19 protein-coding genes are annotated in these 15,664 nt (G+C 72.5%); 7 read left to right on the plus strand and 12 right to left on the minus strand.

Annotation, left to right across the window (positions count from 1 at the left end; all coding sequences use genetic code 11):
* The first annotated feature begins 291 nt into the window (after positions 1–291).
* Both ACFCY7_RS13440 and ACFCY7_RS13445 read left to right on the plus strand, forming a co-directional pair.
* Positions 292–630, plus strand: a complete 339-nt coding sequence (locus ACFCY7_RS13440; RefSeq protein ID WP_376484152.1) for a MerR family transcriptional regulator — start codon at positions 292–294, stop codon at positions 628–630.
* 248 nt (positions 631–878) lie between these two features.
* Positions 879–2,078 carry a PP2C family protein-serine/threonine phosphatase gene (locus ACFCY7_RS13445; protein ID WP_376484155.1) on the plus strand — a complete coding sequence of 400 codons (1,200 nt, stop codon included), beginning with the start codon at positions 879–881 and terminating at the stop codon, positions 2,076–2,078.
* 66 nt (positions 2,079–2,144) lie between these two features.
* On the opposite strand, the gene ACFCY7_RS13450 is transcribed toward ACFCY7_RS13445, so the two are convergent.
* Complete coding sequence (locus ACFCY7_RS13450; RefSeq protein ID WP_376484157.1) at positions 2,145–2,639, minus strand: DUF5994 family protein; 495 nt, start codon at positions 2,637–2,639, stop codon at positions 2,145–2,147.
* A 283-nt stretch (positions 2,640–2,922) separates the two neighbouring features.
* On the opposite strand from ACFCY7_RS13450, the gene ACFCY7_RS13455 reads away from it, so the two are divergent.
* From ACFCY7_RS13455 to ACFCY7_RS13470, 4 genes are all read left to right on the plus strand, one after another.
* Positions 2,923–3,477 carry a DUF5994 family protein gene (locus ACFCY7_RS13455; RefSeq protein WP_376484159.1) on the plus strand — a complete coding sequence of 185 codons (555 nt, stop codon included), beginning with the start codon at positions 2,923–2,925 and terminating at the stop codon, positions 3,475–3,477.
* Positions 3,478–3,481: 4 nt separating this feature from the next.
* Positions 3,482–3,691, plus strand: coding sequence for a hypothetical protein (locus ACFCY7_RS13460; RefSeq protein ID WP_376484162.1), 210 nt, complete (start codon positions 3,482–3,484; stop codon positions 3,689–3,691).
* A 98-nt stretch (positions 3,692–3,789) separates the two neighbouring features.
* Positions 3,790–4,062: a hypothetical protein gene (locus tag ACFCY7_RS13465; RefSeq protein WP_376484164.1), complete on the plus strand. Its 273-nt coding sequence runs from the start codon at positions 3,790–3,792 to the stop codon at positions 4,060–4,062.
* A 218-nt stretch (positions 4,063–4,280) separates the two neighbouring features.
* Entirely contained in the window at positions 4,281–4,793 is a 513-nt protein-coding gene (locus ACFCY7_RS13470; RefSeq protein ID WP_376484166.1) for a hypothetical protein, read from the plus strand.
* Positions 4,794–4,802: 9 nt separating this feature from the next.
* Here ACFCY7_RS13470 and ACFCY7_RS13475 read toward each other — a convergent pair whose 3' ends face one another.
* The 10 genes from ACFCY7_RS13475 to ACFCY7_RS13520 form a co-directional block, all read right to left on the minus strand.
* Positions 4,803–6,173, minus strand: a complete 1,371-nt coding sequence (locus tag ACFCY7_RS13475; RefSeq protein ID WP_376484169.1) for an FAD-binding oxidoreductase — start codon at positions 6,171–6,173, stop codon at positions 4,803–4,805.
* A gap of 158 nt (positions 6,174–6,331) precedes the next feature.
* Positions 6,332–7,156: a DMT family transporter gene (locus tag ACFCY7_RS13480; RefSeq protein ID WP_376484308.1), complete on the minus strand. Its 825-nt coding sequence runs from the start codon at positions 7,154–7,156 to the stop codon at positions 6,332–6,334.
* Between the two features lie 194 nt (positions 7,157–7,350).
* Positions 7,351–8,295: a RimK family alpha-L-glutamate ligase gene (locus tag ACFCY7_RS13485; protein ID WP_376484171.1), complete on the minus strand. Its 945-nt coding sequence runs from the start codon at positions 8,293–8,295 to the stop codon at positions 7,351–7,353.
* 59 nt (positions 8,296–8,354) lie between these two features.
* Positions 8,355–9,101, minus strand: a complete 747-nt coding sequence (locus tag ACFCY7_RS13490) for an SDR family oxidoreductase (RefSeq protein WP_376484174.1) — start codon at positions 9,099–9,101, stop codon at positions 8,355–8,357.
* 64 nt (positions 9,102–9,165) lie between these two features.
* Positions 9,166–10,281, minus strand: a complete 1,116-nt coding sequence (locus ACFCY7_RS13495; protein WP_376484176.1) for a homoserine O-acetyltransferase — start codon at positions 10,279–10,281, stop codon at positions 9,166–9,168.
* Positions 10,278–11,321, minus strand: a complete 1,044-nt coding sequence (gene cysK / locus ACFCY7_RS13500; protein WP_376484179.1) for a cysteine synthase A — start codon at positions 11,319–11,321, stop codon at positions 10,278–10,280. Before cysK ends, ACFCY7_RS13495 begins: the two co-directional genes overlap by 4 nt.
* 27 nt (positions 11,322–11,348) lie before the next feature.
* Positions 11,349–12,221 carry an arginase family protein gene (locus ACFCY7_RS13505; RefSeq protein WP_376484181.1) on the minus strand — a complete coding sequence of 291 codons (873 nt, stop codon included), beginning with the start codon at positions 12,219–12,221 and terminating at the stop codon, positions 11,349–11,351.
* Between the two features lie 40 nt (positions 12,222–12,261).
* Complete coding sequence (locus ACFCY7_RS13510; RefSeq protein WP_376484183.1) at positions 12,262–12,975, minus strand: YqcI/YcgG family protein; 714 nt, start codon at positions 12,973–12,975, stop codon at positions 12,262–12,264.
* Between the two features lie 241 nt (positions 12,976–13,216).
* Positions 13,217–14,203, minus strand: coding sequence for a LuxR C-terminal-related transcriptional regulator (locus ACFCY7_RS13515; RefSeq protein WP_376484186.1), 987 nt, complete (start codon positions 14,201–14,203; stop codon positions 13,217–13,219).
* 132 nt (positions 14,204–14,335) lie between these two features.
* Entirely contained in the window at positions 14,336–14,644 is a 309-nt protein-coding gene (locus tag ACFCY7_RS13520; protein ID WP_376484188.1) for a hypothetical protein, read from the minus strand.
* Positions 14,645–15,012: 368 nt separating this feature from the next.
* Between ACFCY7_RS13520 and ACFCY7_RS13525 the strand changes: the two genes are divergently transcribed.
* On the plus strand, positions 15,013–15,195 hold the full coding sequence (locus ACFCY7_RS13525; protein ID WP_376484190.1) for a hypothetical protein: 183 nt from the start codon (positions 15,013–15,015) through the stop codon (positions 15,193–15,195).
* A gap of 70 nt (positions 15,196–15,265) precedes the next feature.
* On the opposite strand, the gene ACFCY7_RS13530 is transcribed toward ACFCY7_RS13525, so the two are convergent.
* Positions 15,266–15,625, minus strand: a complete 360-nt coding sequence (locus tag ACFCY7_RS13530) for a hypothetical protein (protein ID WP_376484192.1) — start codon at positions 15,623–15,625, stop codon at positions 15,266–15,268.
* Positions 15,626–15,664 lie beyond the last annotated feature (39 nt).

The raw sequence follows: 15,664 nt of genomic DNA on the forward strand, positions 1-15,664 counted from the left end.
GGTGCGCACCGGTCGGGCCCTCGTCACGTCCCGTACGGATGCACGGCACGGCCGCGTGGTTCCGGCGGTGCGGATGGGAGCATTAACCTCGGTGAAGGCGTCGGATCCCCGGCGCACACCGGAAGGTGGGGCGGAGGGTGTCCGTGCCCGCGCGGACACGGCGCCGCGAGGAGCACGCCGGTGTGCGGCTCCGCGTGCGGACCGCCACCGGATCACGGCCCCTTCGGACCTCCGGCGTCCGAAGGCGCCGGAGCACAGGTCTCCTCGGCCCCTCCCCCCAGAGAGGCGAGAATGACAGCGGACGATGCGCTCGGCCGTCTCGACGATGACGACTACCCCGCCTACACCATGGGCCGGGCCGCCGAAATGATCGGCACGACCCCCGGGTTCCTCCGCGCCCTCGGGGAAGCCCGCCTGATCACGCCGCTGCGTTCCGAGGGCGGCCACCGGCGCTACTCCCGCTACCAGCTGCGCATCGCTGCCCGCGCCCGGGAACTCGTCGACCAGGGCACTCCCATCGAGGCCGCCTGCCGCATCATCATCCTCGAGGACCAGCTCGAAGAGGCCCAGCGCATCAACGCCGAGTACCGCCGCGCGGCGGCCGAGGGCCGGCCTCCCGCCGCGGACTGAGCGGGAACGGGGCCACGCGCGTCGGCCGGGACGCCGAGCATTCCCGTCATCCGCTCGTGAACGAAGGCCCAGGTCAGCGACCTGGGCCTGCTTCGTTGCCCCGACCTTTCGGGGCCTGCGTTGGCGCGTCCTGGCACCGAAGCGCATCCTGGTGGCGAGACCGCCGGTAACGGGCCCGGCCCCCGTGTCCGCAGGACAGCGGCGCAGGCGCCGCGCAGCCCGTCCGTCGCCCTGCCGAAGGGAGCGGGATGACCGTCGGATCGCCCGGGGATCCGGATCGCTCGGAGAGCTTCGGAGAGGGGCTGCTCGGCGGGCTCCTGGACCGGGCCCACGAGCTGCCGCCGCATCTGGTCGGGCCGGCCCTGGCCGATACGGTGGCGCGGCTGGGGGGCCGGGATCCGCAGATCCTGCTCCAGGACTACGGGCAGCAGAGACTGGTCCCCCTGCCGGGCGAAGGGCTGGCGGGTGGGGAACCGCAGTCCATCGACGGCTCCGAGGCCGGCCGGTGCTTCCTCACCTCGCGCCCGGTCGAACTCGTGCTGGCCGACGGCGTACGGGTCCTGCTGCCGCTGGTGGACGGGGGCGACCAGGCGGGCGTCCTGGCTGTCACTCTGGACACCGTCGATGACGACGACCGCCGCCTGCTGCGCAGGATCGCCGGTCTGATCGCCGACATGATGCAGACCAAGAACGGCCACACCGACCTCTTCTTCCGCACCCGCCGCCGCGAACCGATGAGCGTCGCCGCCGAGATCCAGTGGTCGCTGCTGCCGCCGGTGTCGATGGTGACGCCGCGCGTCACCGTCGCCGGAGTTCTGGAGCCCGCCTACGACGTGGCGGGCGACAGCTTCGACTACGCCCTGAACGGGGACACCTTCCACCTCGCCATGATCGACGCCATGGGCCACGGCCTGGACGCGGCCACGATGGCCACCGTGGCCATCGGCGCGTACCGGCACGCCCGCCGGATCAGCATCGAACTGTCCGAGATCTACCTGTTCATGGACCGGGCCATTGCCGAGCAGTTCGCCCCCGACCACTTCGTGACCGCGCAGATGATGCGGCTGGACACCCACACCGGCCGCCTCCAGTGGGTCAACGCCGGGCATCCCGCCCCCCTGCTGATCCGCGGGCACCGCGTCGTAGGCCGCCTGGACAGCCCCACGACCCTGCCTGTCGGCTTCGGAGGAGCACAGCCTCAGGTCAGCGCCGTGACGCTCGAACCGGGGGATCGCGTCCTCTGCTTCACCGACGGGCTGATCGAGGAACACGAGAGCGGACAGGAGGAGTTCGGCGAGGAGCAGCTGATCGACTGGGTGAACCGACTGGATCGCGCGGACCGTGAGGTCCGCGCGGTGGTACGGGACCTCTCCCACACCCTCAAGCGGGCACGCGGCGAGGCCACTTCGGACGACGCCACGCTGGTCCTGGTCGAGTGGCGCGGATGACGGAGGGCCGTGCCGTGAGGTGCCGTCGAGGCGGCGTGCAGGGCGGCAGGAGCTTCGCCGCACGGATCACGCCGACTCCGGGCGGTGTGGCGTCCGTTCGGGATGCGTGGCGACGAGGATCTCGGCGGCCCGGGTGACGTTGCCGGCGTCGACCGCACGGGCCATGGCGTCACGCGCCGCGTCGGACGTCGTGTCCGGGGGCACCACCAGGAGGGCGAAGTGGTCGGTGTCGCCACGGGTGATGAGGACGGTGCCGTCGCCGACGGGGAAGGAGTCGAGGCGCACGACCCGGTCGTCGACGACCACACGGGTCGGGACCTCCTCCCAGGCGTCGGTGTCCAGGCCGACGCGCGTGATGGGGCCGAGGTGCGTGGTGAGCGCCCGGATCAGGTCGGGCAGCTCGGTCGCGATGTCACGGGAGCGGGGCCACCAGGCGCCGTCGAGGATGCCTTCGCGGGAGTGGGTCGTCTGCAGCCGGAGCAGGGCCGTGCCGGGCTTCACCGCTCGGTGGATCTCGTCCGGAAGGAGCTTGGGAGGGGTGGGAGCATCGGATTCGGCCATGGTGGTCCGCCTGCCCTGCGCGGGGCCGCCGACACCTCTCGGCCGGCGAGATACCGCCGTGGTCTCACGGTACTCCGCGCGCCTGCGGCCATGCCCGCGACCATCGCCCGGACGGCGTGCCCGGTAGGAAACCACCTGGTCAGAACGGCTCGTCCGACCACTGGGCGGAGTACGCTGATAAGTACCGGGAGTAAGTCGAGCACCCGCTCCCACGCGGACGTCGTTTCCGGCGATCAAGACACTGGGCCGCCCTGCAGGGCGGCCCGGAGACGGGTCCGCGGCCATGACCACCACCCTGGCACCCCCGTTTTCGGCGCGCCTGTCGCTGACGCCGAAGACCACCCTCGCCGGCCTTCTGGACGGCGCCTGGTGGCCTCGCTCGCGTGACCTCACCGCCGAACTTCCGCCCCTGGTCGACGCACTTGAGGAGCACTTCGGACGCATCACCCGCGTCACGGTGAACCCCACCCGCTGGCCCGTCGTCCCGCACAAGGTCGCCACCAGCGGGCACACCGTGCACGTCGGCTGGTTCACCGAACAGGATCCCGACAAGATGATCCTGCTCTCGTACGCCGTCGGCCGCTGCGACCTCCTGGTGATCCCGCCGGAGACCGAACCCGCCGCAGCCGCCCGACTGATGACCGCCGCCGCCCTCCCCGGCAGCGTCCTGGCCGCCGGTGTCCTGATGTCCGACGAGGCCGCGAACGGCCGCCGCATGCGGGACGCCCGAAGCAGCGAGGACGCCTGGGAGACCGACGGCGGGTCCGACACGCCGCCACTCCGGCACCCGGTCGTCGGCGCGCGGATGATCCCCATGCCGGGAATCCCGCGGAGGTGACCCCATGGAAACCCTGATCACACTCGCCGCGATCGCCCTGCTGATCGCGCTCGGCACGCGCCTGATCCACCGGCTCAACGCCCAGCACGACGCACGCATCGCCGCCCACCACTTCGGCACCCCCTTCCCGGCCATTCGCCGGCCGCCCGGCCACGGCCACCCCACGGCGACGGAGCAAGCCGCCCACCGCAGGCGCACGGGCACCTGGCCGTGAGCACCCCGGACCACTCCTCCGACCGAAGGCCGCGGGTGGGGCACCCGACACCCGGGACAACCCACCCGCCGGCCTCTCGCGCATGAAAGGACCCGGTCATGGCGACACTCCGCGAGCGACAGGGCTACCGCGAACGGGTCCTGACCGCCCTCTACGAAGCCACCGAAGGCAACCGCCTCCTCGGAGTCCCGGGGCGGAAGCTGCGGAACGACCTGCGCATCCCGGAGGAGGACCTGGCCGCCGCCTGCACCTACCTCGCCGGCGAGGGCCTGATCAGCGTCGACTGGGAACCGGGCAACATCCCCGCGATGGTCTCCCTGACCCACCAGGGGATCCGCCGCATGGAGGCCGAAGAAGAGGAACGCGGGTGAACCGCGTCCGGGGACGATGCGGATCCAGCGCCCCACCAGGTGCTTCCCGGGCTTGTGGCGCGGGTTCGATTCCCGTCATCCGCTCGTGAACGAAGGCCCCAGGTCTCCGACCAGGGCCTTCGTTGTTGTCGAGCGGGTTTTCCGGCGGGCCTCCATGCTGGAGGGAGTTCTGTCGATGGCACCGCGGAGTCGGCGGTCGGAACCTGCTGGAGGACGGAATGCGCCGAACCGAGGACGTCGCGGCCCGGAGGAGGGAGCGTCGCGAGCACGCCGACTACACCGGCGCCGTCTACGGGTCCATGCTCGCGGCCTCCGTCGTCGTCGGTGCCGGCAGCCTGGGCCAGTTCCCGCGCCTGGAGCTCGTCGCACTCCTGCTGCTCACCGGCGCGGTGTTCTGGATCGCGCACGTGCACGCGACGCTGTTCGGTGAGCGGCTGGCGCAGCGGTCCCCGAGCCGCCGGATCGTGCTGCGCGCCTGCCGTGACGAGTGGCCGATCCTCAAGGCGGCGATCCCGCCCGCCGTGGCGGTCGCGGTCAGTCCGCTCCTGGGCCTGGACATGCCCGGCACCCTCTGGCTGGCGCTCGGAGTCGCGATCGCCGGTCAGATCGGCTGGTCCGCGGCAGCCGCCCGCCGGGTCGGAGCCTCATGGCGCGAGGTGTCCGTCACCGCCGCGGTCAACTTGCTGCTCGGCCTGCTGATCGTCGGCTTCAAGCTGCTGCTGAAGCACTGAGGGCGGGGGTCAGGGCTTGATGTTCTGGTTGAGGTGGAAGAGGTTGTCGGGGTCGTAGGTGCGCTTGACCGTGACGAGGCGGTCGTAGTTGGCCTTGTAGTTGGCTCGGATGCGGCTCTGGTCGTCGTCCGCCATGAAGTTGATGTAGCCGCCTTCCTCCGAGTGGGGGGCGGTGGCGGCGTAGTAGTCGCGGACCCAGGCGATGGAGGCGTCGTTGGCGGAGGGGTCGGGCCACATGCCGGCGATGACGGTCGCGAACGAGGCGTCGCGGTAGGCGAAGGCGGTGGCGTCGGGGGCGACGCGGTGGCAGGCGCCGTTGATCGGGTAGATGTGGACGGTCGAGTTCACGGCGGGGAGCCGGGGACCGTACTCCAGGTGGGCCGTGATCGCGTCGTCGCTGAGGTCGGTGACGAAGTTGGCCTTCCAGTAGTGCTGGAGGCCGGGCGGGACGAGGGCGTCGAAGGCGCTGTTGAGCGCCGGATACGGCATGGGGCCGACGTGCTCGGCGACCACCGGGGCGAAGTCGTGGAAGGCCTGCAGGGCGCTCGGACCCTCGTCCAGGGGGCCCGCCCAGCAGGCCACGATGAGGACGAACGGGTCGCCGTGCCGGTCCTCGGGGATGAAGGGCAGCGGCGGAGCCAGCTGGAAGGCCGGGAAGCCGCCGAGCTGCTCCGGGGCGTCGGCGATGTAGTCGGCGAAGGAGCGCAGGACGGTGGCGGCGTCCCGCGTCTCGTAGAGGATCGGCCCGCCGTAGACGTGGTCGACGGGGCTGAGCCGGAACTCGAAGGAGGTCACCGCGCCGAAGTTGCCTCCGCCGCCGCGGAGGGCCCAGAAGAGGTCGGCGTGCTCGTCCTCGCTCGCGACGAGGAACCGGCCGTCCGCGGTGACGACGTCGGCGGAGACCAGGTTGTCGCAGCTCAGCCCGAGCCCGCGGGCGAGATAGCCGATGCCGCCGCCGAGGGTGAGGCCGCCGACGCCCGTGGTCGAGATGATGCCCCCGGTCGTCGCCAGGCCGAAGGCGTGCGTCGCCGCGTTGAAGTCGCCCCAGGTCGCGCCGCCTTCGGCGCGGGCCGTCCGGCGCTCGGGGTCGACCCGCACGCCGCGCATGCCGGAGAGGTCGGCCACGACGCCGCCGTCGCAGGTGCCGAAGCCCGGCACGCTGTGGGCGCCGCCGCGCACCGCCAGGTCGAGCCCGTTCTCCCGCGCGTAGCCGACCGCGGCCATGACGTCGCCCGCGTTGACGCAGTGGACGACGGCGGCCGGCCGTCTGTCGATCATGGCGTTGTGGACGGTGCGGGCCACGTCGTAATCGTCGTCGTCGGGGGTGGTGACCGTCCCTCGGACCCCTTCGCGCAACTGCTCGATCGAGAGCTTGCCCATAGCGAATCGCTCCTCGTGCGGTACCCCGCCACGCGGTCGGTGAGCTCGGCTCTCCTTACGCTACGCCGGTGGCGCGAGGCCTCAACTCGATCTCCGACCGTGCGGAAAAGCCCCAGGTCGAGGACCTGGGGCCGGGCCGCGGCGGAACACCGGCCGGGTCAGGCGGAGCGGGCGCGCTGGGTGACGACGATGCAGGCGAGGACGACGGCGGCGGTGAGGGGGACGGTGGGGTCGAGCTGCTCGCCGAGGAGGAGGACGGCCCAGAGGAGGGTGAGGAGGGGCTGGGCGAGCTGGAGTTGGCTGGCGCGGGTGACGCCGATGAGGCCCATGCCCTTGTACCAGACGACGAATCCGCCGAACTGGGAGATGCCCGCGATGTAGGCCATGCCGAGGAGGGCCTTCGCCGTGAGGTGGACCGGCTCGTGCGGGAGGGCCCAGGCGGCGACGGCGAGGTTGACGGGGGCGGCGAGGACCACGCCCCAGGCGATGACCCGCCAGCCCGGCATGCGGGCGGAGAGGCGGCCGCCGTAGGCGTAACCGGCGGCGCAGACGAGCAGGGCGCCGAAGAGGTAGAGGTCGGCGAGGGTCGGGCGGCCGTGGTTGCGGGTGAGCGTGAACGCGATGACGGTCGCCGCGCCGGTGCCGGCCGCCGCCCAGAACACCTTCGAGGGGCGTCGGCGGGTGAGCACCGCGGAGCAGACGGCCGTGGCCATGGGCAGCGCGCCGATGACGATGGCGGAGTGCGCCGTGGACGAGGTCTGCAGGGCGAGCGTGGTCAGCAGCGGGAAGCCGATGGCGCAGCCGCCCGCGACGACGGCGAGGGCGGGCCGGTCCGCCCGCGCCGGCAGCGGTGCCCGCGTCACGAGCAGGGCGACGAGCGCGATGGCGGCGGCCAGCACTCCTCGGACGCCGGTGGCGCTCCACGGGCCGAACCCGTCGAGGGCCCACACCGTTCCGGGGAAGCTGAAGGAGAAGCTCAGCACGCCCAGGGCGGCGAAGAGCGTTCCGCTCGACACTGCCGAGGCCTTGGTGCCGGCCGCGGCCTTGGTGCCGGCCGCGGCCTTGGTGCCGGGCGAGGCCTTCCCACCGGGCGCGGCCTTGCCGTCGGCCGGGGCGGCCGAACCGGGCGCGGCGGCCTGCGGGGTCTGTGCGGTGGCCCGGGGGCTCTGCGTGGCGGTCACGCCATCACGTCCTGTCGCTTGAGGGGGGTCAGGGCCGGGTCCGCCAGCCGTGCGGCGATGGCACGCACGAAGCGGTCGGCGGAGGAGGCCGAGAAGGGCATGCTCAGCGACGGTTCGCAGAGTTCCAGTTCCAGGACGACGGGCGCGCCGTCGGCGCCGCGGACGAGGTCGACGCGGCCGTAGAGCAGCGGCCCGCGCAGGTCGAGGAGGTCCGCGGAGGCGGCCAGCGCGGCCGAGGCGACCGACCGCTCGTCCTCGCGGGCGTGGCGGGCCGAGCGGGCGTCGAGGGTGGGGACGCCGACGGTGCCGTCCGGCCCGAGCAGGGCGCGCTTGCGGATGGCGTGGCTGTAGACGCCGTCGAAGTAGATGAGGTTGGTCTCGCCGTCGTGGTCCACCGAGTCCAGGTAGGGCTGGAGGATGACGTGGTGGCCCTGCCCGTGCAGCTCGGCGATCCAGCCGGCCGCCTCGGCCTCCTGGGTGCGGGGGAAGCGCTGGACGTGGCGGGAGTACGCGCCGACGGTCGGCTTCACCACGATCTCCGCCGCACGGGGGTGCGCGGCGAGGAAGGCCCGCAGGGCCGGCAGCGGGGCGGTGCCGGGCGCGAGGAAGGCGCTGGGCACGACGGGGACGCCGGCGGCGGTCAGATCCGCCAGGTAGCGCTTGTCGAGGTTCCACCGGATCACCCGGAGCGGGTTCAGGAGGCGGGTGACCCCGGCGACGCCGCTGCACCAGGAGAGGAAGCGGGGGAGGTTCTCCACGTAGCTCCACGGGGAGCGCAGGAGGACGGCGTCGAAGCGGCTCCAGTCGACGTCCGGGTCGTCCCAGGAGCAGACCTCGGCCTCCAGTCCGGCCTCGGCGCACGCTTCCAGGAGCAGCGGCATGTCGTAGTCGATGGGGAGGCTGCTCCGGTCGGTGACCAGAGCCAGTGCGGTGCCCAACATTTCTCTCCGTGTTCGAAGGGGGAAGACGTCCGTGTGCGGATGCGTGAGGGGGTGCGGGGCTACCAGGGCACGGGCGCTCCCTGGTGGGTGTACGTGCCCGTCGGGCCGTCGGCGTCGAGGAGGGCCATGAGGACGCTCGACGTGGCGCCGTCCGCGACGTCGAGGTCGCCGGCGCCGTCGTTGAGGTCGGTCCGGGTGTAGCCGGGGTGGACGGCGTTGACCTTGATCGGGGTGTCGCGGAGTTCGTAGGCGAGGTGGACGGTCCAGGAGTTGACCGCGCTCTTGGCGGCGCTGTACGCGGGGAGGGACTTGAACATGGGGGTGGAGGCGTACGAGTCGGGGTCGCTGTGGGTGGTCAGCGAGCCGAGGAGGCTGGAGACGTTGACGATGCGGGCGGCGGGGGACCTGCGGAGGAGCGGCAGGAAGGCCGTGGTGACGTCGACGACGCCGAACAGGTTGGTGTCGAAGGTCTCGCGCCAGCGCTCCGGCGGCTGCTGGGACGGCGACAGGCCGTACTGCTCGGTGCGGATGCCGGCGTTGTTGACGAGGACGTCGAGGCGGCCGTGTGCGCGGTCGACCTGTTCGGCGGCGGCGCGGATGCTCGCCGGGTCGGTGACGTCGAGGACGAGGGGGTCGGCCGCGAGGCCGTCGTTCCGCAGGTCCTGTGCCGCCGCCGTGACCGCGGCGCGGTCGCGGCCCGCGAGCAGGACCCGGGCGCCGGTCGCGGCGAGTCGGCGGGCCGTCTCGCGGCCGATGCCCCGGTTGGCGCCGGTGACGAGGGCCAGGCGGTGCGCGTGGTCGGACACGCGGTCCTCCGTTCGGTGGTGGGGAGAGGGGCGGGGGTGCGGCTGGGGAACGTGACGACAGGCCCTAGAGGGCCGTCAGGAACTTCGCGATCGGCACGCCGAACCGGTCCGTGTCCGTGAGGAAGGCGTCGTGGCCCTGCTGGGAGTCCAGTGCGAGGAACTCGACGTCCGGGCCGCCGGCGGCGAGGCCGTCGGCGATCTGCCGCTGCTGGCGCAGCGGGAAGAGGAGGTCGGTCTCCACGCCGATGACGAGGGCGCGTTCCAGGCGCATCCGGCCGAGCGCGTCCTCGACGGTGCCGCCGCAGGAGTCGCCCAGGTCGAACTGGTCCATGCAACGGGTCAGGTACAGGTAGCTGTTGGGGTCGAAGCGGCGGGAGAAGCGGTGGGCGTGGCAGTCCAGGTAGCCCTCCACCTCGAAGGCCGGCCCGAAGGGGTCGGTGTCCGGGCGGCGGTCGGGGGCGATGCGCGTCCGGCCGAAGCGGCTCTCCCACTCCTGGGGCGAGCGGTAGGTCATCATGCCGAGCTTGCGGGCGGTGAGCATGCCGCGCTGCGGATAGCGTTCGGCGTCGTACCGCCCCCGGTTCCACTGCGGGTCGAAGCGGATCACCTCGCGTTGCAGCGAGCGGACCGCGATCGAGAAGGGCAGCGACCGCGCCGCGCCGCAGATGTTCATGTGGCTGCGGGCCAGTCCGGGGTGGCGGGCGAGCAGGGACAGGGCGCTCATTCCGCCCATGGACGTGCCGATGACGCAGGCCAGCCGTTCGACGCCCAGGGCGCGGACGGTGTGGGCGGCCGCGTCGGCGATGTCCTCCATCGCCAGTTCGGGGAAGTCGAGGCCGTACGGTCGGCCCGAGGCGGGGTCGACCGACGCGGGTCCGGTCGAACCCTTGCAGCTGCCGAGGGAGTTGACGCAGATCACGTACCAGCGGTCGGTGTCGACGGGCTTCCCCGGCCCCACCATCGCCTCCCACCAGCCCGGGGCGGTGTCCGCGGGGTGCGAGGCGGCGTGGGCGTCGGGCGAGAGGCCGGTGAGGATCAGGATCGCGTTGTCGCGTGCCTCGCTGAGCCGCCCGACGGTCTCGTACGCGATGCGGGCGCCGTTCAGCGTGCCGCCGCGGTGCAGCGGGAAGCCGGCCGGGAGGTCGACGAAGCGGGCGGCCGGGGGGATGAACTCCCTCATGTGCCGGCCCCCGCCCCCGCCGGGGCCGCAGCGGCGGCGGCCGGCGGAACCGGCCGGTCGGGGTCGAGGCCCTCGCGGTCGGGGTCGAGGGAGGCCAGCCAGTCGGTGTCCGAGCCCTCGTTGACCCCGTCGAAGAGGAAGGTCGACAGGTAGCGCTCGCCGGTGTCGGGCAGCATGGCGAGCAGTACGGAGCCCTCGGGGGCGGTCTCGGCGACGCGCAGGGCGGTCGCGAGGGTGGCGCCGGCGGAGATGCCCGCGAAGATGCCCTCCTCGGTGGCGAGCCGGCGCGCGGTGTCGCGCCCGACGACCTCGTCGACGGCGAGGAGTTCGTCGATGACGTCCTCGTCGAGCACGCCGGGGACGAAGTTCGGGGACCAGCCCTGGATGCGGTGGACGTTCCAGTCCTGGCCGGCGAGGACGGCCGCGTTGTCGGGTTCGGCGGCGACGATCCGGACGTCGGGACGGGCGAGCTTCAGCATCTGGCCGACGCCGGTGAGGGTGCCGCTGGTGCCGAAGCCGGTGACGAAGTAGTCGAGCCGCTCGCCCGCGAAGTCGCCGAGGATCTCCGCCGCGGTGGTCTCGCGGTGGTACGCGGGGTTGGCCGGGTTGTCGAACTGGTTGGCCCGGAACCAGCCGTGTCGCGCGGCCAGTTCGTCCGCGATGCGGTTGCCTCCCAGGCTGCCCAGGGCGCTCGGGAAGAGGATGACCTTTCCGCCGTAGGCCCGGATCAGCTTGCGCCGCTCCGCCGAGTAGGTGTCGCCCATCACCGCCACGAACTTGTAGCCGCGCGCGGCGGCCACCATGGCGAGGGCGATCCCGACGTTGCCCGAGGTGCACTCCACGATGGTGTCGCCGGGCTTCAACAGGCCTTTGCGTTCGGCGTCCTTGACGACGGAGAGCGCGAGGCGGTCCTTCACGGAGCCGCCGGGGTTGAAGGCTTCGACCTTCACGTACACCGTCGCGTGCGCGGGGCTCATCCTGTGCAGCCTGACGATCGGCGTACGGCCGACCGTGTCGAGGATGCTGTCGTACAGGGGCATGGCGGAAATCCCTTCCGGTCGGTGTCGTCAGTTCTCGGGGACGGGGGACGGCTCGGCGGCGGGTTCGGAGCCGGCGGTGGACACGGGCTCGGCGGCGGCCTCGAAGACGGGGGCGACCACGTCGAGGATCACGGCGAGCGCGGCCTCGCGGAGGTCGGGGTCGAGCGGGGCGTTGAACTCGGCCAGTTCGACGCCGCGGAGCCGGGCCGGCGGGACGGCGGCGAGGATCGCGCGGATCTGCTCGGGGAACAGGCCGTCGGGGACGGTGTAGTCGGCCGGTACGTGGCCGGGTTCGAGGACGTCCCAGTCGATGTGCACCCACACCGGGGAGTCACCGACGGCGGCGAGGACGGCCTCGGCCGTGACGTCGCCCGGGGGGATGATCCGGACTCCGGCCGTCGCGAGGAGTTCGCCCTCGGCCTCGTCGATGTCGCGCGCCCCGACGAGGATCGCCCGCGCGGGGTCGAGGCCGGCGCCGTGGCCGCTGTCCCAGAGCCCGCAGGCGGCGGCGAGGACCATGCCGCCGAGGTAGCCGGTGCCGGTCGTCGCCGGGGTGTTGAAGTCGCCGTGCGCGTCGATGTAGAGGACGACGAGGTCCGGGTGCTCCCGGGCCGCCACGGGGAGCGTGGCGAGGCTGGCGCCGCAGGTGTTGGAGACCAGGACCGTACGGCTGCCGTTGCGCACGCTCTCGGTGACCGCCCGCGCCAGGCCGGTCAGCGTCGCCTCGGCCTGCGGGAGGGCGACGCTCCAGTCGTCGTCGTCGGCCGGCGCGGGTTCCCCGATGGAGCGGCCGGTGACGCCGTGGCGCCGTTCCAGGGCCCGGGCGATGCGGGCCGCTCCCTCGATCAGCCGGGGTTCGCGGTCGGCCACCCGGCCCTGGGAGACGATGAGCTCGATCATCGGTCGGAATTTCCTGTTCTTTTCGAAGCGATTCAAGAATTCAAGGATTCGAGAACGAGAAAGGGCACGCGCCCGTGCGTTCGGCGTTCTCCTCGATGAGCCCGTACTGGAGCCATTCGAGTGCGCCGACACCGTACGAACCGAGCTGCGGGGAATGCGGGACACCGTCGTACCGGTGAATCCGGTCGCGTATGTTCGCCCGCACCTTCCGCCCGCTCGGCGTCTCGCCCGCGAACACGTCGAACCGTTCCCGCGGATTGATGACGAGGGCGAAGTACGCCCCGAGGTTCCGGCTCCGCCGCACCTCGTGCGCGGGGCTGCTCATGTTGCAGAAGAGCGGCATGCCGTCGAAGCACATGGACCACGACGCGGAGTCGGGGTCACGCCCGACGTCCTCCGGCCAGGGCGCCGGATCGCGGTGGTGCAGCTCCTGGAGGACCCGCCAGCCGAACGCCTGGTACTCCTCCACCGAGCTCCCGCCCACCGCTTCCGGCGCGAACAGCACGACCAGCGGGTACGCGGTGTCCAGCCGGCCGTCCCACGCCCGGGAGAGGGCGACGTACTCCGCGAGCGCCCGCGCCAGGTGGTCGAATCCGCCGCCGGCGCCGTCCTCGCGGTCGTCCACGAAGGCGAACTTCAGGAGTCCCTTGCGGAAGGCGTTGCGCGAGAACACGCACGGGAAATCCGGATCGGAAAGCCGCGAGGCGACCTCGGCGAACGCGTCCCGGTGCCATACCTCGACCGCTTCGCTCATGTCCGATTGAGAAATAAGTTTCGTGGCCTGTAGCAGCCTGTCCACTTCGGAATCCGTTCCTACGGGGGCCGGCGGAATTGAAGGGATGCCCTTCGTGAGAAGACTCTGCCAAGCCGTCGAAGTGGTGTCGAGGTTTTCCGGGTTCAGCTAGGTGACAGTGGCCCAGGCCTGCCAATTCACCGGCGGGTGGCCGGATGGGGCCATGTTCGGGAATGCCGAGGGGAATGCAGGGGGTGGCCGCTCAGAGCCAGCCGAGTTCCCCCGCGCGCAGGCCGGCCTGGAAGCGGCTCTTGGCGCCCAGGCGGTCCATCAGCTTGGCGGTGACGCGGCGGGTGGTCCGCAGGGAGACGCCGAGGCGCACCGCCACGGCCTCGTCCGTGAGGCCCTGGGCGAGCAGCCTGAGCACCTCGCGCTCCTGCCGGCCGAGGTCGTCGCCGGCACCGGGCAGCGCCTCGATCAGGGGGGTGCCGGTGATCCAGAGGTGGTCGAAGAGCGCGCACAGGGCGGCGACGGTGCCCGGGCCGCGCATCAGCACGGCGCCCTCGGCGCTGTTCTCCGGGTTGACGGGCACGAGGGCCATCTCCCGGTCCGCGATGATCATGCGGAGCGGCAGCGCGGCCACCGTCCGGGTCTGCCCGCCGCGCGCGTTCAGCCACTTCGCGTACGCGACGCTCGGCGCGTGGTGCCGGACGCTGTCGACGTACAGGGTGCGGATCCGCACGCCCCGTTCGAGCAGGCCCGCGTCCAGGGGCTTGGACGCCTCCAGGTTGTCCTCGGTCTGGGCGCCGCCGGGGCAGAAGGCGAGCAGTTCGTCGCCGACGTTCGCGGTGACCTCGGCCAGCCGGGCGCGGACCGCCTCCAGGTCCCCGAGGTGTTCGAGGTCGGGGTGGGTGCGCGGCACGTGCAGATGGGCGAACTTCGCGATCAGGGCCGTCGCGGCCGCGCGGTTCCGCTCGATCCGGTGCTGGTGCTCCAGCAACTCGGCCTGCTGGCTGGAGAGCAGCGCCTCCAGGCCGTACTCGGGATCGACGACCAGGGTCGGGTCGCCGCCGTCGGCCGGGGCCCTGAGCAGGGAGAGCGCGGCCAGCCGGTCCATCGCCGCCCGGACCTCCGCGGAGCCCGAGCCGGTGCGCGCGGCGACGCCGTCCACCGTGATGTCGGGCTCCGCGAGCATCAGTTGATAGGTGTGCTCCGCGAGCCTGTCCAGGCCGAGTCCCAGCTCTTCCACATCGGCCTCCCCGTTAGGCACCCGGACCGATCATGCTCGATCCGGCGCCGGAGGGGATCTGCCGTGACGTCGAAAGCACCTACGCCGACGCGCCGTTGTGGCTATTTCGCGCCAGGCCTCGAATCAACTCGCTCAGAATTCATCCGACTTGACCAGTTTTTCGTAGTAGGCATCGACCAGACCCGGCCACACGGCCACCACCTGCCAAGGGGGCCTCGCGAGCGCCACGCAGACGGCGGCGGCCCGGGCCTCCGCCTCGGCGACCGTCGCCGCCCGGACGAACACGGTCACGGCCGCGGTACCGGCCCCCCGGCCACGGTGCTCGGTCGCGTGCTCCACCGCCGCGGCGGCGAACGCGTCGGCGCGCTCCGGGAACGGCGGCAGCGGCGGCCCGCACGGCTGGCCGGGAGAGGCGCGGAACAGTACGTGGATCAGGTGCACCGCGGTCACACTCCTGGGGCGCCCGGGAACGCCGGGCCGAACGAAGGCGGATCGTTCCGCCCGGCCGGCGCAACGAGGGGGACCGTGCGGCCCGCCGGGCCGCACGAACAGGGACCGGGCCGCCCGCCGCACGTACGCCGGGGCCCGCTCACCCCACCCTGCCCTCCGCCTTCCGGCCTGTCGACGGCTCACCGGTTCAGCTAGGTGACAGTGGCCACTGCCTGCCACGAGCGGCCCTGTTGGCAGGCTCGGGCCCGTGCAGCAGCCTGCCACCCGGAACCCTGGCCCCCGCGGCTCCGGCGTCGCAACGATGGAGCCGTCCGGTCGCCGCTCGGCGACCTCCCCCCGACTCCCGTCTGGAGCTCCCCATGAGGCGTCTCGCCCTGCTCGCCGGAACCGCCGTCGCCGCCGTCGCCGTCGCCTGCGCCACTCCGCAGACCGGCGAGTCCCTCCCGCGGCACTCCGCGGTGACCGCCGCCGACACCGCGAGCGTCACCACGGCCACCCCCACCCCCACCGCCACTCCCACGGGCTCCGCCGGCTGGCAGTAGGCGGCCGCCCCGTACGGCGGCCCCGTCGCCCGTCGACTCAGCCCCGTACGGCGATCACCAGGTCGGTCGCTCAGTTGTCGATGTAGCTGACGTCTCCCACGGTCCAAGCGCTCACGTCCGCGATGGCGACCCGGTACATGCCGCCGGTCTCCGGGATGCCGACGGTGCCCTGGAGGATGCGGGCGAGGTGGAAGTGGAGGTGGGTGGGCGGTTCGCCCTTGGGTTCGGTGGGGCGGAAGACCCCGGAGAACTCGCCCAGGCGGGCGGAGTCCGTGAGGACTTCCGACACCCGCTGTCTCCACAGGGCTTCCGGGGCCAGTCGCCCGGTGAGGACCGCGCCCCCCGTGACCACGGTGAGGGACATCTGATTGCTCCGCCCGGACTCCACCGTGGCGGCGATGTCTACGAGCAGCTCGTCAGGCTTCGACATGAAAGCCGATTCTAGAGCGCGCGGTGGGCCCGTGCGCGG

It is taken from the genome of Streptomyces sp. NPDC056361 (assembly GCF_042262805.1).
In the GTDB taxonomy this organism is placed as follows: Bacteria; Actinomycetota; Actinomycetes; order Streptomycetales; family Streptomycetaceae; genus Streptomyces.